At 72.4% G+C, this 19,853-nt stretch carries 15 protein-coding genes and 1 tRNA gene; 5 read left to right on the forward strand and 11 right to left on the reverse strand.

Features of this window, described 5'->3' with window-relative positions; genetic code table 11:
- Positions 1-14: 14 nt before the first annotated feature.
- Entirely contained in the window at positions 15-1,397 is a 1,383-nt protein-coding gene (locus tag ABZS58_RS43350) for a PQQ-binding-like beta-propeller repeat protein (RefSeq protein ID WP_354789884.1), read from the forward strand.
- 85 nt (positions 1,398-1,482) lie between these two features.
- Here ABZS58_RS43350 and ABZS58_RS43355 read toward each other — a convergent pair whose 3' ends face one another.
- From ABZS58_RS43355 to ABZS58_RS43395, 9 genes are all read right to left on the reverse strand, one after another.
- On the reverse strand, positions 1,483-2,739 hold the full coding sequence (locus ABZS58_RS43355) for a hypothetical protein (protein WP_354789885.1): 1,257 nt from the start codon (positions 2,737-2,739) through the stop codon (positions 1,483-1,485).
- Between the two features lie 24 nt (positions 2,740-2,763).
- The gene (locus ABZS58_RS43360; protein WP_354789886.1) at positions 2,764-4,137 is read right to left on the reverse strand and encodes a PQQ-binding-like beta-propeller repeat protein; all 1,374 of its coding nucleotides are present in this window, start codon (positions 4,135-4,137) and stop codon (positions 2,764-2,766) included.
- Between the two features lie 32 nt (positions 4,138-4,169).
- The gene (locus ABZS58_RS43365; RefSeq protein ID WP_354789887.1) at positions 4,170-5,570 is read right to left on the reverse strand and encodes a hypothetical protein; all 1,401 of its coding nucleotides are present in this window, start codon (positions 5,568-5,570) and stop codon (positions 4,170-4,172) included.
- An 85-nt stretch (positions 5,571-5,655) separates the two neighbouring features.
- Positions 5,656-7,608 (reverse strand): 1-deoxy-D-xylulose-5-phosphate synthase, encoded by a 1,953-nt coding sequence (gene dxs, locus ABZS58_RS43370; protein WP_354789888.1) that lies wholly within the window; start codon positions 7,606-7,608, stop codon positions 5,656-5,658.
- A 75-nt stretch (positions 7,609-7,683) separates the two neighbouring features.
- Positions 7,684-8,934: an ABC transporter substrate-binding protein gene (locus tag ABZS58_RS43375; RefSeq protein WP_354789890.1), complete on the reverse strand. Its 1,251-nt coding sequence runs from the start codon at positions 8,932-8,934 to the stop codon at positions 7,684-7,686.
- Positions 8,935-8,965: 31 nt separating this feature from the next.
- On the reverse strand, positions 8,966-10,492 hold the full coding sequence (locus tag ABZS58_RS43380) for a hypothetical protein (protein WP_354789892.1): 1,527 nt from the start codon (positions 10,490-10,492) through the stop codon (positions 8,966-8,968).
- A 631-nt stretch (positions 10,493-11,123) separates the two neighbouring features.
- Positions 11,124-11,390, reverse strand: coding sequence for a hypothetical protein (locus tag ABZS58_RS43385; protein ID WP_354789894.1), 267 nt, complete (start codon positions 11,388-11,390; stop codon positions 11,124-11,126).
- 316 nt (positions 11,391-11,706) lie between these two features.
- Positions 11,707-12,453 (reverse strand): type I 3-dehydroquinate dehydratase, encoded by a 747-nt coding sequence (locus ABZS58_RS43390; protein WP_354789895.1) that lies wholly within the window; start codon positions 12,451-12,453, stop codon positions 11,707-11,709.
- Positions 12,454-12,491: 38 nt separating this feature from the next.
- Positions 12,492-13,268 (reverse strand): RNA ligase family protein, encoded by a 777-nt coding sequence (locus tag ABZS58_RS43395; RefSeq protein WP_354789896.1) that lies wholly within the window; start codon positions 13,266-13,268, stop codon positions 12,492-12,494.
- Between the two features lie 87 nt (positions 13,269-13,355).
- Here ABZS58_RS43395 and ABZS58_RS43400 point away from each other — a divergent pair.
- Both ABZS58_RS43400 and ABZS58_RS43405 read left to right on the forward strand, forming a co-directional pair.
- Positions 13,356-13,423: transfer RNA gene (locus tag ABZS58_RS43400), tRNA-Ser, on the forward strand.
- Positions 13,424-13,534: 111 nt separating this feature from the next.
- Positions 13,535-15,082: a TROVE domain-containing protein gene (locus ABZS58_RS43405; protein ID WP_354789897.1), complete on the forward strand. Its 1,548-nt coding sequence runs from the start codon at positions 13,535-13,537 to the stop codon at positions 15,080-15,082.
- Here ABZS58_RS43405 and ABZS58_RS43410 read toward each other — a convergent pair.
- Positions 15,079-16,242, reverse strand: a complete 1,164-nt coding sequence (locus tag ABZS58_RS43410; protein WP_354789898.1) for a class I SAM-dependent RNA methyltransferase — start codon at positions 16,240-16,242, stop codon at positions 15,079-15,081. The two genes, ABZS58_RS43405 and ABZS58_RS43410, sit on opposite strands and share 4 nt — an antisense overlap.
- Positions 16,239-18,248, reverse strand: a complete 2,010-nt coding sequence (locus ABZS58_RS43415; RefSeq protein WP_354789899.1) for an APC family permease — start codon at positions 18,246-18,248, stop codon at positions 16,239-16,241. Before ABZS58_RS43415 ends, ABZS58_RS43410 begins: the two co-directional genes overlap by 4 nt.
- A gap of 97 nt (positions 18,249-18,345) precedes the next feature.
- Between ABZS58_RS43415 and ABZS58_RS43420 the strand changes: the two genes are divergently transcribed.
- Positions 18,346-19,011 carry a TrkA family potassium uptake protein gene (locus ABZS58_RS43420; RefSeq protein ID WP_354789901.1) on the forward strand — a complete coding sequence of 222 codons (666 nt, stop codon included), beginning with the start codon at positions 18,346-18,348 and terminating at the stop codon, positions 19,009-19,011.
- Complete coding sequence (locus ABZS58_RS43425; protein WP_354789903.1) at positions 19,008-19,718, forward strand: TrkA family potassium uptake protein; 711 nt, start codon at positions 19,008-19,010, stop codon at positions 19,716-19,718. Before ABZS58_RS43420 ends, ABZS58_RS43425 begins: the two co-directional genes overlap by 4 nt.
- The last annotated feature ends 135 nt before the right edge of the window (positions 19,719-19,853 follow it).

Below are 19,853 nucleotides of genomic sequence, written 5' to 3' on the forward strand. Positions count from 1 at the left end.
GGCACCCTGATGTCGTGGAAGAGCGGCTGATCGACCTCGGTGTGGTCAACCATCATGCGGATCAGCTGGAGATCGGGCCGCCGCCACCGGCGCCGGGCAGGCGGCAGTGGCCGTTCGTGACGGTGCTCGCGCTCCTCGCCGCGTTCACCGGCGGCTCCGTCTCGGGCAGTTCGGTGGAGGTGCTCGGGGTCCTCGCCGAGCACACCGTGGGGTTCGTCGCCGACCGGGTCGCGCTGTACGCGCTGCGGGAGGAGCCGGCGGTCACCGCGTACGACTGGGGCACCGGCGAGGAGCGCTGGAGCCGCTCGATCCCGCCGAACGCGGGCCAGGTGTATCTCGCGGCGGACCGCGCCTACATCCGGCACCGCCCGTGCACCGACGCGACCGGCTGGAGCCTGGAGCGCCTCGACCCCGCCGACGGGCACCAGCAGTGGCTCGCCGCCGGCGCGCCGGTCGCGGTCCTGCGGGCCGGCCAGGAACCGGACAGCAGGCACCCGTTGCTGCTGCTCGTCGACGAGCGCGCGGCCACCTGCCCGCCGGCGGTGCCGCTGCGCAACAGCCCGCAGACGCCGGTACACCTGGCGGCCATCGACGCGGAGAGCGGCGTCGTGCGGTGGCAGTTCCAGATGCCGGCCGGCGGCCGGTTGGTCTCCCCCGACGTGCCCGGCAACGACTGGTTCGCGATCTGGTATCCGGGCGGGCACACCGAGGTCCGGGCCGCCGCGACCGGCGCCGTGATCAGCGCCGCCGAGGTGCCCGAGCTCGCCGACGGCCCGCCGCAGAGCGTCCGGATCGTCGGCGACATGCTCGTCATCGTCGCCGTCCAGCTCGACGGCGCGCTGATCACCAGCTATGGGCACGAGCCGCTGGTGTACCGGTGGCAGCGGCTCTTCCAGTCCGCGGAGCCGGTGCCGATCGCGGAGCTCGCCTACGGCCCGGTCGTCGTGGCGTGCGGCCCGATGGTGTGCGTGCCGAACTGGCGCGACATCGCGGTGCTCGACCCGAGGACCGGCGAGCAGCGCTGGCGCCGACCGATCCAGCTGGACGCGGTCGGCGCCGGCGTGCTCGTCGCCCGCGACCGGGAGGACTTCATGCGCATCCGCATCGTCGACTGGCAGACGGGCGTGGACCGCAGCGAGCTCGTCGGCTGGGGGCTCGTCCCGACGGCCACCGACGGCATCGACGACGCCGCCGGCACCGCCGCCACCGCCGGCGCGACGTGGGCGCTGGTGCAGAAGCCCGACGGGGGCTCGTCCCGGATCGCGCGGGTCAACCTGCACACCGGCGAGGTCGAGGTCCTCGGCCAGGTGAGCCCGATCCCGTCCCGGTGCGCGCTGCGCGGTCACCGCCTGTCTTGCCTGGCCGGCGGCGACAGCGTGCACCTGTGGAAGCTGTAGGAGCCCTGAGCCGTCGTGCGGCACCGGCGTCGCGGGCACCTTGATCACGAGCCGTCGGTGGGCGTGCGGGTGCCATGCCGACCGGTCAGGGAAGCCGCAACAGGACGACCTCGTCGGCGTCGGTACCGCAGGCGACGAGCACGACGTCGATCTCGCAGCTGACGAGGGTGCCGGGCACGGAGGCCGACGGCGTGGGCGCCGGACCGTCACCGGACCAGGCGAGCAGGGTGTCGCGGTCGGTCTGCAGCCCGAGCAGGACCCGGGGCCCGTCGGCGGCGAGGAACCGCCAGCCGGCCGGGACCGTGCGCCCGGTGTCCGCGGGCATCGTCAGCGCGCCGCCGGGCGCGACCGCCGGCCCTGACCGCGGCACGATCCACAGCAGCGCGCCGTCGGACACGCCGACCGCGGCGGTGCGCTCGCCGCTGACGCACAGCGCCGCATCGCACGGCAGGACGGTGAGCGGGCCGGCGGGACCGACCGGCACCTGCGCCTTCCAGCGCGGGACGAGGTCGCGGCCGTAGGCGGTGAGCCAGATGCTGCCGGTCGCCGCGTCCGACCGGCCGACGAGCAGCAGGTCGCCGACGGCCGCGACGAGGTCGTCGGCGGGCCCGGCGACGCCGGTGACGGGGGCGGTGCGCGCGCCGGTGGTGAGGTCGACGGTGCTCAGCCCGCCGTCGCCGTCGAGCAGGGCCGCCCAGGTGGCGCCGGTCCCGGCGGCGTCGACGGCGACGCGGGTGCCGGGCTCCACCGCGGTGTCCCAGCGCACCAGGCCGGCGGCGTCGATGAGCTGCCAGCGCAGCACCCCGGCGGTCGGGGTGTTGGTGGTGAGGGCGGTGCACCCGTCGGACCACAGGCTGCGCATGACGACGGTGCCGGTGCCGCCGGGCGGGGTGCGCACGGGCACGCCCACGGCGCGCCACTGCTCCCGCCCTGTCGCCCGGGTCACGGCGACGGTGGTGCCGGTGACCCCGGAGCGGCACAGGTCCGGGGACAGCACCGCGAGGTCGCCGCGGATGTCGACGTACGACAGCGAGGCCAGCCCCTCGGGCGTAAACGTCCATCGCAGCGAGCCGTCGGCGGCGGCGTAGGCCTCGACCGGGGTCGGGGTGCGGTCGCTGTCGAGCACGAACAGTGCCCCGCCGGCGAGGTGGAAGTCGCCGTTGCGCAGCGGCTGGCGGGTCACCTCGTGCGGGTGCCCCGGCAACGGCCCGGCGGAGACCAGGCTGAGCAGCATCGCCAGGACGGCGGCCAGGCCCCAGCCGCGGGGCAGGCCGACGGGGTCGTCGTCGACGCGGTCCCAGCCGTCGTCGATGACGCCCAGATCGATGGTGACCGTGCTCACCGGCACAGCCTCATTGTGCGCGGGTCAGTGCCGGTTCGGCAGTCTCCACACGGACAGGCCGCCGACGACGACGCAGGCGAGGGTGCTGCCGTCCACGGAGCATTCGGGGTTGCCGAACCAGTTCCCGGCCCGGGCGAAGACGGTGACCAGCCCGGTCGCCGGGTCGAGCTCGCCGAGCAGCGCGGTGCGCTTGTCCACCGCCCGCCACAGCAGCGGCCGGCTGCCGGCGGCCAGCACCCGCCAGCCCGTGAGGTCCTTGGCGACGGCGCCGGTGCGGCTGTCGACGACCGCGAGGAGTCCCGGCTCGGTGGGATCGGTGTAGGTGCCGGCGAGGAGGCGCTCACCGGCGAAGCTGAGGGCCATGTTGTGCCCGTCGAGGTGCCACCGGCGCTCGCCCGTGGTGCTGTCGACCGCGTTCAGGCCGCTGTCGTCGCCGCTGCAGAAGAGCGTGGCCGTGCAGCGGAACAGGGCGTGGCCGGACCCGTCCGGCCAGCGGAACAGCAGCCGGCCCGACGGCACGTCGTAGACGGCCGAGCCGGACCGGCCGTCGGGGTAGACGACGACCCGGTCGGCGGGCCGCCCGGAGCCGTCCAGCCAGCCGGCGTTGAACGCGGCCGGCACGCCCGACCAGGTGAGCTGGTGGGTCGCGACCACCTGGCCGGTCCGGGCGTCCCACCGGGTCAGCTGCCCGGTGCGGCTGAGCACGTCGAGCCGGTTGAGCCGCGACTGGTACATGCTGGACCAGCTGAAGTCGACCTCGGATCCCTGCGGGACGGTGATCTCCCACGCGGTCAGCCCGGTCCGCGCGGACAGTCCGAGGATGCGCCGCTCCGGCTGCGGCCCGGCGCGGTTGACGTCCGGGCCGTAGTCCTGGAAGACGTCCACCGTGTATTCGCCGGCCAGTGGCTCCTCGACGACGACCACACCGTCGGCGGTGCCGTCGAGCCTGACGGCAGCCCGCGTCCACAGCTCCCGGCCGGTGGCGGCGTCGAGGACGACGAGGGTGCTGGAGTCGCCGCGCCCGGTCCGGTCCTCGCTCATCAGGATCACCACGTCGGGCCCGCCGACCACCAGCTGCTGCTGCACCTCGGCCGGGCGCTGCCACAGCAGCCCGCCGTCGGCGAGGCCGTGTGCCTCGATCATCGGTCCGGGGTCGGTGCCCTGGTACCGGGCGAGGAAGAGCCGGCCGCCGGACGTCTGCGCCTTGAGGACCTGCTGGTCGAGTGTGTAGAGCAGGCCCGCGCCGGAGGACGGCCCGGCGGAGACGAGCACGCCGAGGGTCACGGCGAGGACCGCGGCGACGGCCACCCACCGGGCCCGCAGGCGGCGCCGGGGTGCGGGCGGCTCCGGCGGCTCCCACGCAACGCTGAGGTCCAGCTCGATCACGGTCTCCGGCACGGGGTTCAGCCTGCCACGACGGTCCTGCGGCGTCATCCGCGCCGGGCGGGCAGCTGCCAGACGGTCATCCTGCCGACCATGAGGCACGCGAGGGTGTCCCTGCCGGCGCTGCACTCGGGCGGCCCGTACCACTCGCCGGCCCGGCCGAAGACGGCGACCCGCCCGGTCACCGGGTCGAGCTCGCCGAGGATGCCGGTGACCGGGTCTGCGGCGCGCCACACCAGGATCCGCTCGCCGGACGCCTCCCGGATCAGCCGCCAGCCGTCGAGGTCGGTGACGAGGGCGCCGGTCCGCGCGTCGGCGATGCCGAGCGGAGCGGGCCGCGCGCTGCTGTAGTCGTACGTGCTGACGACGAGCCGGTCGCCGACGGACGCGACGATCTCCGTGAAGCCGGCCAGGCGCCACGCGGGTTTCCCGGTGGTGCTGTCGTAGGCGGCGAGACCGCGGTCGGTGGTAGAGCAGTAGAGGCCGGCGGCGCACGGGTACAGGCCGTCGTAGATCGCGACGTCGGTGGGGAACAGGGACCGCCCGTCGGCGAGGTCGAACACGATCCCGCCGCGCTGCCCGTCCGGGTAGACGACGGCCCTGTCCGGGACCCTGCCCGGGACGACCTGCCAGCCGGCGGTGGTGCTGAACATCGCGGGCCGCCCCGACCAGCGCAGCTGCACGGTCGAGCGCACCGCGCCGGTGCGGATGTCCCGGCGGGTCAGCAGCCCGGACGTCTCCAGCTGGTCGACGCCGGTGACCCGCCCGACCGGGAACCGGCCGTCCCAGCGGAAGTCGAGGACGGCGCCGTCCGGCGGGGTCATCTCCCAGACCGTGGTCCCGGTGCGCTCGTCGAGCACGCGCAGTGGCAGCGGTGGGACATCGGCGGCGTGGTTGACGGCCGGGTCCCGCTCCTCGCCGACGGGCAGGTCCACGACCTTCTCCGGCGCGCCCATCTCCTGCACGACGACCAGGCCGTCGCGGCTGCCGACGAACGCCGAGTTCTGCCGCGTCCACAGCTGCCGGCCGGTGTCCGGGTCGAGCACGGTGATGGTGCTGCTGAAGCCGCGGTCCTCGATGCCGTAGTGGACCAGGATCAGCGCGCCGGCGCCGGCGACCACCGGGTGCTGCTCCAGGCTGCCCTGGACGGCCCACAGCAGCGCGCCGTCGGAGCGCCGCCGCCCCTCGATCCGTGGATCGGTCACGGACTGCTGGAAGCGTTCGACGATCAGCTTGTCGCCGGCGACGGTGACCCCGCGGACCCGGTCGTCGATCATGTAGAGCGGCCCGGTGCGCGGTCTCGGGCCGGCGGCGGCCAGCACACCGGACGCGACGGCGAGCACCGCGCACACCGCGACCCAGCGGGCCCTCAGCCGCCGTCGCGGCGCGGGATGCTCCGGGGGCTCCCACGGGCTGCTGAGGTCGAGCTCGATCACCGTCTCGGGCACGTCAGTCAGAGTCGCACGCCCGGCGTCCGGTTGCGCGCCCGCGGCGGATCCCCTCGCGGGGATCCGCCGTCGTGTGCGGTGAGGTCTAGCGGCGGGCGCGCGCCGGGACCGCCGGCTGCTCGGCGTCCTCCAGGCGGCTGACCCACTCGGTGACCTGGCGGGACACGTCCTGCGCGGTCAGGCCGATCTCCGCCAGGATCTCGGCGCGGGTGCCGTGCGGGTGCCATGCCTGCGGGACGCCGAGGTCGCGCAGCGGCACCCACACATCGGCGTCGCGCAGCGACTTGGCGATCGCGTCGCCGACGCCGCCGGTGCGCACACCGTCCTCGATCGTGACGACGAGGCGGTGCTCGCGGGCCAGGCCGACCAGCTCGACCGGCACGGGACGGACCCAGCGCGGGTCGACGACGGTCACGCCGTAGCCCTGCTCGGCGAGGCGGGCGGCCGCGTCGACGGCCAGGTGCGCGAACGCGCCGACGCTGACCAGCAGCACGTCCTTGCGCTCGTGCTCGCTGAGCACGTCCACGCCGCCGAAGCCGTCGACGCCACCGACGCGGCGCACCGCCGGGAGGTCGGCGGGGACCGCACCGGTCGGGAAGCGCACGATCGTCGGGCCGTCCTCGATGCCGACGGCCTCGCGCAGCTCCTCGCGGACGGTCTGCGCGTCGCGGGGCGCGGCCAGGCGCAGGCCGGGGACCACGCCGAAGACCGCCATGTCCCAGATGCCGTAGTGCGACGGGCCGTCGGGGCCGGTGATGCCGGCCCGGTCGAGCACGAACGTCACCGGCAGCTTGTGCATCGCCACGTCCAGCAGGACCTGGTCGAACGCGCGGTTGAGGAACGTCGCGTAGACCGCGACGACGGGGTGGAAGCCGCCGATCGCGAGCCCGGCCGCCGACGTGGCGGCGTGCTGCTCGGCGATGCCCACGTCGTAGGCCCGCTCCGGGTATTTCTTCATGAGCTTCGCGATGCCGGTCGGCTCGGCCATGGCGGCGGTGATGCCGACGATGTCGGCGCGCTCGTCGGCGATCGCGACGAGCTCGTCGGCGAAGACGCCGGTCCACTTCACCGCGGCCGGGGCGAGCAGCTTGCCGGTCTCGATGTCGAAGGCGCTGCCGGGGCCGTGCAGGCAGTCGGCCTCGTCCTCCTCGGCGGGCCGGTAGCCGAAGCCCTTGCGGGTCACCGCGTGCACGATCACCGGGCCGCCGAAGGACTTCGCCTTGCGCAGCGCCGACTCGACCGCGGTCTGGTCGTGGCCGTCGACGGGACCGACGTACTTGATGCCCAGGTCCTCGAACATCGCCTGCGGCGCGACCGCGTCCTTGATGCCCTTCTTGACCGCGTGCAGCACCTCATACAGCGGCGGGCCGACCAGCGGCGTGCGGCCGAGGGAGTCCTTGACCAGGTCGAGGACCTTCTCGTAGCTCGGGTTGAGCCGCAGGTTGGACAGGTGGTCGGCGAGGCCGCCGATCGTCGGCGAATAGGACCGGCCGTTGTCGTTGACGACGATCACGAGGGGGTTCTTCGCGCCGGCGATGTTGTTGAGCGCCTCCCAGCACATGCCGCCGGTCAGCGCGCCGTCACCGACGACCGCGACGACGTGCCGGGGCTCGCCGCGCAGCGCGAACGCCTTCGCGAGACCGTCCGCATAGGACAGCGCGGTCGAGGCGTGCGAGTTCTCGATGACGTCGTGCTCGCTCTCGGCCTGGCTCGGGTAGCCGGTGAGACCCCCGCGCTGGCGGAGCAGGTCGAAGCCGTCCTGGCGACCGCTCACGATCTTGTGGACATAGGCCTGGTGGCCCGTGTCGAAGAGGATGCGGTCCTTCGGGGAGTCGAAGACCCGGTGCAGTGCGAGCGTCAGCTCGACCACACCGAGATTGGGGCCGAGATGGCCGCCGGTGCGGGAGACCTTGGCGACGAGGAAATCGCGGATCTCCGCCGCGAGCACCTCGAGCTGCTCCGCCGTGAGATCACGGAGGTCGCCCGGGTTGCGGATCGAGCTCAGCAGGGTGGCGGACTCGGTCTCTTCAGTGCTCATGGAGCCCAACTCTAACTGGGACGCGCATCAGTGCACGTCGGCCGGATGAATCTTGACAGCTTCCACACATGCTCGTTACCTGGTCACACCGTCCGCGAACTTGACGGTGTCACGATCCTGCACGAACAGGGCCAGTGCCGTGTCGATGGCGGCGCTGCGCTTCGTGCCGGCGACGACACCATGCGTGAGCGAGCCGACCACGCGGGTCGAGCTGTCGGTCCACTCGGCGATCGCGAGCGCGAGATAGCCGGTGTACTTCGACTTGTCGGCATCCAGCCGCGCCGGGACGGACCCCTTCTGCGGGTTGAACGCGTCCTGCCCGCTGACCGAGCCGCACTCGATCAGCCACTGCTCCGCGGCCCGCCGGTGCGGCGCCCCCCGCGGCAGCGTGAACGAGTCCGACAGGAAGTCGTAGACCTTCGCCGAGCCGGGGCTCGCCACCACCGAGTAGCCCTCCTGGAACACGAGCTTCCTGGTCCGCAGGTACGCGTCGGCCCAGTCGCCCATCACGTTGTAGGCGGCGGTCCCGGCGACGACCTTGTCCAGCGCGGGCTGCCAGTCACCGGCGGCGGTGGCGACGTCGGACTGGTCGAGGACCTTCACGAACAGCGCGAGCGCCTCCTGGACCGGCGCGCCCTTCCAGTCCGTCGCGCCGTCCCAGAGGCCGGTGTACCCGTCCGCGCCCAGCTCGCCGAGCAGCACGCACTCCAGCAGGTGCTTCTGCGTCCAGGCGGGCCCGATCGACAGCGGCAGGACGCCCTTCTCCCGCAGCGCCGCCGCCTGGGTCAGGAACTGCGACCAGCTGGCCGGCGGCGTCAGGCCGTGCGTCTTCAGCACCGCCGGGTTGAACCAGAGCAGGTTCGCCCGGTGGATGTTCACCGGCACCGAGTAGATCCTGCCGTCGAAGGTCAACGCCTCGACCAGGCCCTTCGGCAGCCGGTCCCGCCAGCGCTGCTGGTCGTACAGGTAGCGGACGTCCTCGACGTAGCCGGCCTCGATGTCGCTGTCGAGCTCGAGGCCGGCGTGCGTCTGATACGAGTCGGGCGGGTCGTCGTTCTCCAGCCTGGTCGCGAGCACGGTCTTGGCGATCGTGCCGGCCCCGCCCGCGACCGCGGCGTTGTCGAACTCGATGCCGGGGTTGCGCTGCCGGAAGTCGGCGACGAGCGCCTCCAGGCCTTCCTTCTCACCGGGCGCCGCCCACCAGGAGAAGACCTCCACCTTGCCGGCCCCGTCGTCGGCGGCCCCGTCGGCGCCGACCGCGCAGGCGGGCAGCCCGAGGACCGTCAGCCCACCGGCGATGAGCAGATTTCTCCGGCTATATCCCACTTTTTCAGTATCTTCGCCGTTCGCGGCGGCGTCAGCGGTTCGGCGGCATCCAGTCCTCGTCGCGCCCTTGTTCCGGCTGCTGCTGCTGTACCGGCTGCTGCTCCTGTACCGGCGGCTGCCCGGGCGCCCACTGCTGCTCCGGTGCCCACTGCCGCCCTGGCGCCGGCTGTCCTTGTGCCCACTGCTGCTGCTCTGGCGCCGGAGGCTGTCCTCGGAGCCCCGCCTCGTCGGCCAGGGTCGCCGTGGTGAGCGGCTCCGTGCGGGCCCGCAGGTCCGCGTACGCGGTCAGGGTCAGCGGCGCGGTCAGCACCGCCGCGGCCCGCGCGATCAGCTCCGCAAGCGCCGTGCCGACCACCAGCGCGACGACGTACCGGGTGTCGACCGTCCCCTGCCCGCCGAGCGTGACCGACGGGCCGCCCGCGGCCTGCACGATCGAGCTGATGACGAACCCGGCGACCCCGACGCCGATGCTGATCCCGGCGATCGTCGCGATCCGGCTGATCGACGAGCCCAGATCCCGGTGGAACAGCTTGAAGCAGCGGCTGATCGCCGACCAGCCCCGCTCGAACGTCACCACGACCGGCAGCAGCATGAACACCGCACTGAGGTAGATGACCGGCACGATGCACGCGCACAACCCGACCAGCATGATCAGCCCCGCCACGATCTGCCAGCCGATCAGCGGAAACACCCGCCGCACCGCCAGCCCCAGCGCCGCACCGAGCCGCGGCCGCAGCCCCGCCGCCACCGACACCGCCACGTGGTTGCACGCGATCGCCACCACGAACGTCGCCAGGATCGCGAGGAACCCCCCGACGAACGCCAACCCGAGCGTCGCGAGCACCGGCCCCAGATCCGGCGTGACCGCCTGCCCCGTCTCGGGGTCGACGGTGACCCCCGAGCTCGGCAGGTCCTTGGTCCAGTCCAGCACCAGCAGCGCCTGCGGCACACTGAACAGCAGCGACATCAGGAACCCGATGAACTGCAGCACCGCCAGCTGCCGCCACCCCTGCTTGACGACGGCGGTGCTCCGCCGCCACCAGCCCGGGTAGTCCGGACTGATCAGCGGGTCCCCGTCCCCGATCTGCCCCGGATACGACCCACCGGCCGGCGCAGCGGCCTGATAGATCGCGTACGCCTGCGACGGGTCGTACACCCCCGGATACCCCTGCGACTGGTCGTACCCACCCATCGGATACTGCGGCTGCCCCTGCGGCGCCGCCCCGTAGGCGCCTTGCGCCGGATACCCGGGCTGCTGCCCATACGGTGTGGCGGGCCCGGCCCCGTCCGCCGCCGGAGCCGCCGGCCTGATCCCGGGCAGCCCCCCGGCCCCGCCGGACGCGGCAGCGCCCTGCGGCGGCACGGCGGCAGCCGGCGGCGCAGGCTCCTCGGACGCGGCGCCGTCCTGCGGCGGCTCAGCGGCCGGCGACACGGCGGCGGGTGGAGCGGTGTCCTCCGGCGGTGCGGTCTTCCGCAACTGCCCGGGCTCCGCCGGTGGCACCGGCTCGGACGGCTGGGCCGGACCCGTGGACTCGTCGGGCCCCGGGGGCTGGGTCATGGTTCCTCCGTATCGCGGACTGCACCGGGCGGCACGACACAGAAGATAGGGCCACGCGGCCCGAAACGCCGCCCCCACCGGCAGCGAACCTTTCCCGGCGCTCACCCCGGACAGACGCAGGCCACCGCCCCCACCGCCCACCGAAGCCCGGCCCCGGCAGCCGCGAAACCCCGGCCCCACCAGCGGCGGACCTCCCCGCAGCCGGCCAGGCGGGGGTGAACCGTGGCTCCCACCAGCGGCGAGCCCGCCCGCCCGGCGGTCAACCGTGCAGGTCCGGAACACCGCCCCGTCGAAGGCGAACCTCTCCCGCGACAAGCCAGGCACCGCGGTCAGCGGTTGCCACGCCGTCCGACGGCGGGTGGCTGGTGCGCCGTGCGCGGACCCTCGGCGGACTTGATGATCCGGAAGAGTTTGTGCCGCTATGGAGCCTGTTGCGAAATGGCCGTCTCACGTTCCGTGCTGAGAAAAACACGGCTGTGCGAGCCGGTCGCGGCCGATCGGTAGCCGTCGAGGGTCGCGACGACCGTCGACGAGACAGTTTTCCGCCAGAACGCAACAGGCTCTATGGCGACACAAAGTCTTCCGGATCACGGGAAATGTGGACGCGAGGCGAGGCGGAGCGAGGCGAGGGTCAGCGGAGCAGTCCGGAGTAGACGATGGTCAGGACGAAGCCGGCGACCCACAGCCCGCCGCACCACCAGGTCAGCCGCACCTCGGTGGCCCTGTCGTCGGTGCGCAACGCCTTCACCGCGATGAGCGCGGCCGTCACCATGACCGCCAGGCTGGCGATCCAGACAACCCACGCGGCCGGCCCGCGCTCCACCTTCTGCCCGTCGTCGAGCCCCAGCACGAGCCGGATCAACGGCACCAGGAACAGCACCGTGAACGCGATCGTCACCTGCGCCACGGTCCGCCGCACCGGCCGCCACTGATCCCGCCGCGGCCGGTCCGCGAGCCCCTCCGAAGACTCAGCCGCAGACTCCGCCGAAGACCCTGCCGCAGACTCCGCCGCAGACCCTGCCGAGGAGCCTGCTGAAGCGTCGGCCGCAGGCCCCGCTGACCCCGCAGCGGCCGGATCCGTGAATCCGTCGTCCTGCCGGCCGGACGACGCGGAAGACGCTGACGCCTCTGAAGACTCCGATCGCTGCGAAGACGGCGACTGCGCCGCGGAGTCCGGCGGCGTCGGACGGGACGAGGGCCCGGGCTCGGTCGGCTCAGTCACCGGACTCACCGGATCCACCGGACCGCCGCCGGGCGAAGCGGGGCGAGAACAGCTCCAGCAGCCGCACCGTCTCCTCGAACGGTAGCTGCCCCGGCGCCGGGCGCCCGCCGATCGCCGAATAGGTGATCCGTGACCCGAGCACCGGCAGCATCAGCCGCGAAGCGGCCCCCTCGGCGCCCATCGCGATCGCGATCACGCCACGGTGCTGGTGGCGCAGGGTGAACTCCGTCAGGGTCCGCAGGTCGTCGGGGCCGTGCGCCATCGTGCTGACCTTGACCAGGTCGGCGCCGGCGGCGAAGCCCTCCTCGGCGAGCGCGTCGAGGCGCGCCGGGGAGGGCGTGGTCGTGAAGTCGTGGTGGGACAGGATGACGAGGGTGCCGTGCGCCCGGGCGGCGGCGACCACACCGGCGCGGATCTCGGTGGAGGCCAGCTCGACGTCGACGGCGTCGACCTCGGGCACGAGCGCCGCATAGAGCCGCAGCCGCGAAGGCTCGTCACCCGCCCAATAGCCCCCCTCGTCCTTGGACCGGACCGTGGCGAGGGTCGCCGCGCCCGCGAACGGCCGCACCTGGCGCAGCGCGTGCCCGGGATCGGTCGAGGCATACCAGTCGACGCGCAGCTCGGCGACGTCGACGCGCAGGTCACGGACGAGCGCCGCGTCCCGCCCGGCGTCCTCGTCGCCGAAGCTGACCGCGACCAGCGGCACCCCTTCGGCGAGCCGTTCCCGCAGCTTGGCCATCCCCAGCAACCCCCACTCGACGAGCGACTGGGGCGAGTCTACGTGCGAGGTACGACAAGCCGGCGCAGCGTCCGCTCGTAGTCCTGGAAGCGCGCCTTGGCGATCACCGACCGGTCCGGCGCCCGCAGCACGATCCCCTCGGCGCGGCCCGCGACCCCGTCCAGCCCGACCAGCGTGGCCGGCAGTGACGCGGTCAGCAGCTCGTGCATGTCCACGACCGCCGGGGGCAGCGACGCGCCGGGCCGGTGCCACAGCCGCGGGGTCAGCGACAGCCCGGCCGCCGCGGCGAGCGGCACCAGCGCGTCCTCGGGCACCCAGGGCTGACCGCCGGCCTCGCGCCACGCCGAGATCCGCGGCACGGGCCACGACAGCGGGTCCTGCCAGGCGGCCAGGTCGACCACGTCGAAGAGCCGCCATCCGAACTGCGTGGGATCGCCGGTGTACTGCTTGGCAGCCCCACCGACCTTGCCGCCGTAGAGCTCCATGAAGTACACGCGGATGCCGGCGCCGGCGGGCAGGCGCTCAGCGATCGGCCGGAGCTGTTCGACGATGCCGAGCGCCGGGTTCCCGATGAGGTCGCCCTTCGCGTACAGGAGCTCCTCCCGCGATCCGATGAGGTACGTGCCGTCGGGCAGCAGCACGACACGGCTGTTGGTCCCGTCGACCTTCTCCGTCGCGATGACGTCCCCGGGGAACACCGTGGCGGGGTCCGTCAGACCCCCGTTGCGGGGATCCAGGGTGTGGTACGTCGGAATCGACGGGTACTTGGTCAGCGAGTTGAGCAGCCGCGGATCGACGGCACGGACATCGAACATCGCCACATCATCGGGCCGGAAAATGGCGGGCGGCACGCGGATATCCGCTGCTACGGTTCCCGGCACAGATGTTCCGCCGTGGTGGCCCGGTGCGTAGGCGCCGGATACTTCGACTATGGATCGAGAGGTCGCGGGTTCGAATCCCGCCGTCCCGGCGCTTCGGGACGTAGCTCAGCGGACAGAGCACTTTGTGCCGGCGCCGCCTGGATCTCGGGTCACCACGACGGGACGTCTTTCTCTTTTTCGACAAGGGAAGGTGATCCCGGATGGCGAAGTTCAACCTGAAGACCGCAGGCACGAAGCGGCGCCCGGACGGTGTCACCTACCAGGGCGGCCCGGGCTACTCGCGCGACCTGAAGTCGGAGCTGTTCCTGCTCGCCGTGGCCAACATGGTCGGCGAGCAGACGTTCTACGAGTCTGCCGGCGGCCGCGACCGGCGTTTCCGGGAGCTCGTCGGCGGCGCCGCGATCAAGGATCCGCTGTGGACGGTCCGGTTCCTGCGCTGGCTGCGCAAGGACGCCAACCTGCGCAGCGCGTCGCTCGTCGGCGCCGCCGAGTACGTTCGGGCCCGCCTCGCCGCCGGCCTGGTCAACGGCACCGGCGAGCACCGCAGGGTCGTCGCCGACGTGCTGCAGCGCGCCGACGAGCCGGGTGAGCTCCTCGCGTACTGGACGTCGCGCTACGGCCGTGCCGTGCCGAAGCCGGTGAAGCGGGGCGTCGCCGACGCCGCGGTCCGGCTGTACAGCGAGCGCAACCTGCTCAAGTACGACACCGCCAGCCACGCGTTCCGCTTCGCCGACGTGCTCGACCTGACCCACCCGGCCCCGGCCGGCGCCGCGCAGGGCGACCTGTTCACGTTCGCGCTCGACCGCCGGCACAACCGGCCCGAGCCGCGCGTGGCGGAGTCGCTCACGATGGTCGCCGCCAACGCCGCCCTGCGCGCCGAGGCAACGACCGACCCGTCGGTGCTGCTCGACCCCGAGCGGCTCCGCGCGGCCGGCATGACCTGGGAGGACGCGCTGTCGCTGGGCGGCTCCCGCCTGCCCAAGGATCGCCTGTGGGAGGCCCTCATCCCGTCCATGGGCTACATGGCGCGGCTCAGGAACCTCCGGAATTTCGACCAGGCCGGCGTGTCCGACGCGGTCGCGGCGCAGGTGGCGGCACGGCTGGCGGACCCGGACGAGGTGGCGCGGTCGCGGCAGTTGCCGATGCGGTTCCTGTCGGCGTACCGGGCGGCGCCGTCGCTGCGCTGGGCGTGGGCCCTGGAGCGGGCGCTGAACCTCAGCCTCGCGGGCATCCCCGAGCTGCCCGGCAGCACGCTGATCCTGATCGACACGTCGGGCTCGATGCATTCGGCGTTCTCGAAGGACGGCACGCTCATGCGGTGGGACGCGGCGGTGATCTTCGGGCTGGCGCTCGCGCTGCGGTGCGAGCGGTCGAAGGTCGTGTCGTTCTCGACCCGGACCACCGTGTTTCCCGTGGAGCGGGGCGAGTCGCTGCTGCGCGGGATCGACCGGTTCAAGGCGAAGGGACACTTCCACAACGGGGGCACCAACACGGCGTCGGCGGTGCGGGCGCACTACCGCGAGCAGAGCCGGGTGGTGATCCTGACCGACGAGCAGGCCTCCTTCGACGGTGACGTCTCGACGTCGCTGCCGGAGCACGTGCCGCTGTTCACCTGGAACCTCGCCGGGTACCGGATGGGTCACACGCCGCAGGTGCGCAACCGCTGGACGTTCGGCGGCCTCACCGACGCGGGCTTCACCATGATCCCGCTGCTGGAGGCCGGCGAGCGCGGAGCGTGGCCGTTCTAACTCCGGACGAACAAGCCGATGGTCTCGAAGTGCTGGGTCATCGGGAAGCTGTCGAAGGCGCGGATCTGCGCCGGCGAATACCCGAGTCCCAGCAGGAAACCGGTGTCCCGGGCGAACGCGGCCGGGTCGCACGCGACATAGGCGATGGCGCGCGGCGACCTGGCCGCGATCGACGACACCACCTCGCGGCCCGCGCCCGCTCTGGGCGGGTCGAGGACGACCAGGTCGACGCTGCGCCAGCGCTGATTGCTCAACGCGGCGGCCACATCGTCGTTGACGAATCGGACGTTCGGCGTGTCGCGCAACGCCTTACGACCGGCGGCGACGGCCCGGCGGTCGCCTTCCACGACGGTGACGGGACCGCAGTGCGGCGCGAGGGTGGCCGCGAAGAGGCCGACGCCGCCGTACAGGTCCCAGGCCCGCTCCCCCGCCGCCGGTCGCAGCATCTCCAGCACCGTGCTGGTGAAGGTCTCGACGGCGTGCGGGTGGACCTGCCAGAACCCACCGGCGTCGATGCTCCAGTCGTGGCCGGCGGCGACCTCGCGGACGCGGACGGGCGGGCCGGTGAGCCTGCCGCTGCGGGCGGCGCGGGTCAGCACCGCGGTCTCGCCGCTGGACGCGGCGACGGCCTCGACGGCCGAGCCGGCCGGCCAGCGCTCGGACGTGACGGGCAGCGCCTGGATCGCCGGGTGCGCGATCCTGCACCGGTCGACGGGGATGACCTCGCCCGACCGGTGGCGGTGGAATCCGGCCCGTCCCTCGTCGTCGACGGCGTACTGCACCCTGGTCCGCCAGCCGAGCGGCCCGCCGGGCAGGGCTTCCACCGGCACCGACGCCGGAAACGACGCGAGCCGGGCCAGCTGCTCGGTGAGGACCTGCGTTTTCAACCTGCGCTGCGCGGCCGGGTCGGCGTGCTGCCAGTCGCAGCCGCCGCAGGCTCCGGGGCCGGAGAACGGGCACGGCGGGATGACCCGGTCCGGTGACGGCAGCAGGATCTCGACGGCGTCGGCGCGCAGGAAACCCTTGCGTTCGTCGGTGACGCGCGCGAGGACCCGCTCCCCCGGCAGTGCGTGCCGGACGAAGATCACTCTGCCGTCGTGCCGCGCGACGCAGTGCCCGCCGTGCGCGACCGCCCCGACCTCGAGTTCCAGGAGCGTCATTCGGCGGGTGGTTCCGGTGTACGGCGTGGGCCACGCTGCGGTCCGCGGGTGAACGCGGCGTCGAGCTTGGCGATGTCGACGTCGTCGATGGAGCTGAGCTGCCACGGGACGCTGGTGACCATGACGCCGGGCTCGAAGAGCAGCCGGCCCTTGAGCCGCAGCGCGCTCTGGTTGTGCAGCAGGTGCTCCCACCAGCGCCCGACGACGTATTCGGGGATGAAGACGGTGACCACGTCGCGGGGCGAGTCGCGCCGCTTCGACCGCACGAAGTCCAGGATCGGGCGGGTGATCTCGCGGTACGGGCTGTCGACGACCGTCAGCGGCGCGGGGATGCCGCGGCGTTCCCATTCCTGCTGCAGGTTGCGGGTGTCGTGGTCGTCGACGTTGACGGTGAGCGCGGTCAGCGAGTCGGGGCGGGTGGCCTGCGCGTAGGCGACGGCCCGCAGGGTCGGGCGGTGCACCTTGCTGACGAGGACGACGGCGTGGTTGCGCGACGGCAGGACGGGCCGGTCCTCCGACGGGGTCAGCTCGCGGGCGACCGTGTCGTAGTGCTTCTTGATGCCGACCATCAGGAAGTAGATGACGATCATCGCGATGATGGCGATGTACGCGCCGAGCAGGAACTTCGTGATGAGCACGATGACGAGCACGGTGGCGGTCATGCTCAGGCCGACCATGTTGATCGTGCGGGACCGGATCATGCGGGCGCGGACGCTCTTGTCGCGCACGGAGCGCAGCAGCCGGTTCCAGTGCAGGATCATGCCGGCCTGCGACAGCGTGAACGAGACGAACACGCCCACGATGTACAGCTGGATCAGCCGGGTGACCTCGCCCTGGAACCCGATGATGAGGACCATCGCGGCGAGCGCCAGCAGGATGATGCCGTTGGAGAACGCCAGCCGGTCGCCCCGGGTGTGCAGCTGGCGGGGCAGGTAGCGGTCCTGGGCGAGGATCGAGCCGAGCACCGGGAAGCCGTTGAAGGCGGTGTTGGCCGCGAGGAAGAGGATCAGCGCGGTGATGACGGCGACGACGTACAGCATGATCGAGCCGGACCCGAAGACCGTCTCGCCGAGCTGGGTGGTGACGGTCTTCTGCACGTAGTCCTGCGGCCCGGAGGTGATCTGGCGGGCGGGGTCCTCGACGTACTGCAGGCCGGTCTTGCCGGCCAGCAGGATGATGCCGAGCAGCATGGTGATCGAGATCGACCCGAGCAGCAGCAGGGTCGTCGCCGCGTTCTTGCTCTTCGGCTCCTTGAACGCGGGCACGCCGTTGGAGATCGCCTCGACACCGGTGAGCGCGGCGCAGCCGGAGGAGAAGGTGCGCAGCAGCAGGAACGCCATCGCCCAGCCGGTCAGGTTGGTCTGCTCGGCCTCGATGTGCAGCCCCGCGCTCGGCGCTCGCAGGTCGTCGCCCAGGACGAAGATCTTGAAGAAGCCGGTGAGGATCATGCCGATCATCACGATCATGAAGCCATACGTGGGGATCGCGAAGGCGCTGCCGGACTCCCGGATACCGCGCAGGTTGAGCGCGGTGAGGATGGCGATCGCGATGATCGCGATGGCGACCTTGTGGGTGGCGACCCACGGCACGACCGACCCGAGGTTCGCCACGCCGGACGCGGTCGACACGGCGACGGTCAGCACGTAGTCGACGAGCAGGGCGCTCGCGACCGCGACGCCGAACCGCGGCCCGAGATTGACCGAGGCCACCTCGTAGTCGCCGCCGCCGGACGGATACGCGTGCACGTTCTGCCGGTAGCTGGCGACGACCGTGAGCATCACCACAGCGACGGCCAGACCGACCCATGGAGAGATGAAGAACGCCCCCGCACCGGCGATCGACAGCGTCAGCAGGATCTCGTCGGGGGCGTAGGCGACCGATGACAGGGCGTCGGAGGCGAAGACCGGCAGGGCGATGCGCTTGGGCAGCAGCGTGTGTTTCAGCCGGTCCGAGCGGAACGGTCGGCCCAGGAGCAGCCGCTTCATCAGGGAGGTGGGACTGGCCACGACCGCTAAGCGTACGGGTCGCGCGCCTGCCGGGTGCACCGGTCCGGCCCGCGCATGGCATCCTCAACTCGAGTGCCGCACACATCGGAGGCGTTACGTGCACGTGGTGATCATGGGGTGCGGACGCGTGGGGTCGACCCTCGCGCTGAGCCTCGAACAGCGCGGACACTCGGTCGCCGTGATCGACTCCGACGCCGACGCCTTCCGGCGCCTCGGCGGGGACTTCACCGGCGCGACCGTCACCGGCATCGGCTTCGACCGCGACGTGCTGCTGTCCGCGGGCATCGAGCGGGCCGACGCCTTCGCCGCGGTGTCCTCCGGCGACAACTCCAACATCATCTCCGCCCGGGTCGCCCGCGAGACGTTCGGCGTCGAGCGGGTCGTCGCGCGCATCTACGACCCGAAGCGCGCCGAGGTGTACGAGCGGCTCGGCATCCCCACGGTCGCCACGGTCCGGTGGACGGCGGACCGCATGCTGCGCCACCTCGTGCCCGAGGGCAACGTGGAGATCTGGCGCGACCCGACCAGCACGGTCTCCATCATGGAGATCCCGATGCACCCCGACTGGATCGGCCGCTCGGTCGGCGACCTCGAGGCCCGCAGCGGCACGCGGCTGGCGTATCTGATGCGCTTCGGCCTGGCGATGCTGCCCACCGCGTCGACCGTGATCCAGGACGGCGACCTCCCGTTCATGCTCGTCACCGACGAGATGGTCGCCACCGTGACGAAGGTCACCGGCTCCGCTCCCGAAGGGGGACACTGACCATGCGGATCGCCATCGCCGGGGCCGGCAACGTCGGCCGCTCCATCGCCACCGAGCTCGTCGACAACGGCCACCAGGTCATGCTCATCGAGCGGGTCCCGCGCATGGTCCGCCCCGAGCGGGTCCCGGCCGCCGAGTGGATCCTCGCCGACGCGTGCGAGCTGTCCTCCCTGCAGGAGGCCGACCTCGCCTCCTGCGACGTGGTCGTGGCCGCCACCGGCGACGACAAGGTCAACCTCGTCGTGTCGCTGCTGGCGAAGACCGAGTTCGCGGTGCCGCGGGTCGTGGCCCGGATCAACCGCGCCGAGAACGAGTGGCTCTTCAACGAGCAGTGGGGCGTCGACGTCTCCGTCAGCAAGCCCAGGCTCATGGCCGCCCTCGTCGAGGAGGCCGTCTCCGTCGGTGACCTGGTCCGCCTGATGACCTTCCGCCAGTCGGAGGCCAACCTGGTGGAGATCACGTTGCCGGAGACCGCACCGTATGTCGGTCATCCCGTCCGCGACGTGCCGCTGCCGCACGACTCGGCGCTGGTCGCGATCCTGCGCGGCAAGCGGGTCCTCGTCCCGACGCCCGACGACCCCCTGGAGGCCGGCGACGAGCTGGTGTTCGTCGTCACGTCGGAGATGGAGGACTCGGTGCGCGCGGTGGTCCTCGGCGCCGACTCGGTGGAGAACACCCGCAAGAAGCGCGGCCCGCAGTTCTTCTGACCACTTTCCGTGATCCGGAAGAGTTTGTGCTGCCCTGGCGCAATGCCGGTGAGTTAAGCGTTCAGGGTGATGGATGGGGCTGGATGGTGACTGTGAAGGTTGCTGTCCAGCTTCGTTGTTTGCGGCCGGGTGGTT

The sequence above is a fragment of the Dactylosporangium sp. NPDC005555 genome, from assembly GCF_040605635.1.
GTDB lineage: Bacteria > Actinomycetota > Actinomycetes > Mycobacteriales > Micromonosporaceae > Dactylosporangium.

What these genes read in the sequence shown, in the direction of transcription:
- dxs (WP_354789888.1), bottom strand. Translation starts at nt 7,608, where the DNA reads ATGAGCACTGAAGAGACCGAGTCCGCCACCCTGCTGAGCTCGATCCGC.
- ABZS58_RS43380 (WP_354789892.1), bottom strand. Translation starts at nt 10,492, where the DNA reads ATGACCCAGCCCCCGGGGCCCGACGAGTCCACGGGTCCGGCCCAGCCG.
- ABZS58_RS43390 (WP_354789895.1), bottom strand. Translation starts at nt 12,453, where the DNA reads ATGGCCAAGCTGCGGGAACGGCTCGCCGAAGGGGTGCCGCTGGTCGCG.
- ABZS58_RS43395 (WP_354789896.1), bottom strand. Translation starts at nt 13,268, where the DNA reads ATGTTCGATGTCCGTGCCGTCGATCCGCGGCTGCTCAACTCGCTGACC.
- ABZS58_RS43405 (WP_354789897.1), top strand. Translation starts at nt 13,535, where the DNA reads ATGGCGAAGTTCAACCTGAAGACCGCAGGCACGAAGCGGCGCCCGGAC.
- ABZS58_RS43410 (WP_354789898.1), bottom strand. Translation starts at nt 16,242, where the DNA reads ATGACGCTCCTGGAACTCGAGGTCGGGGCGGTCGCGCACGGCGGGCAC.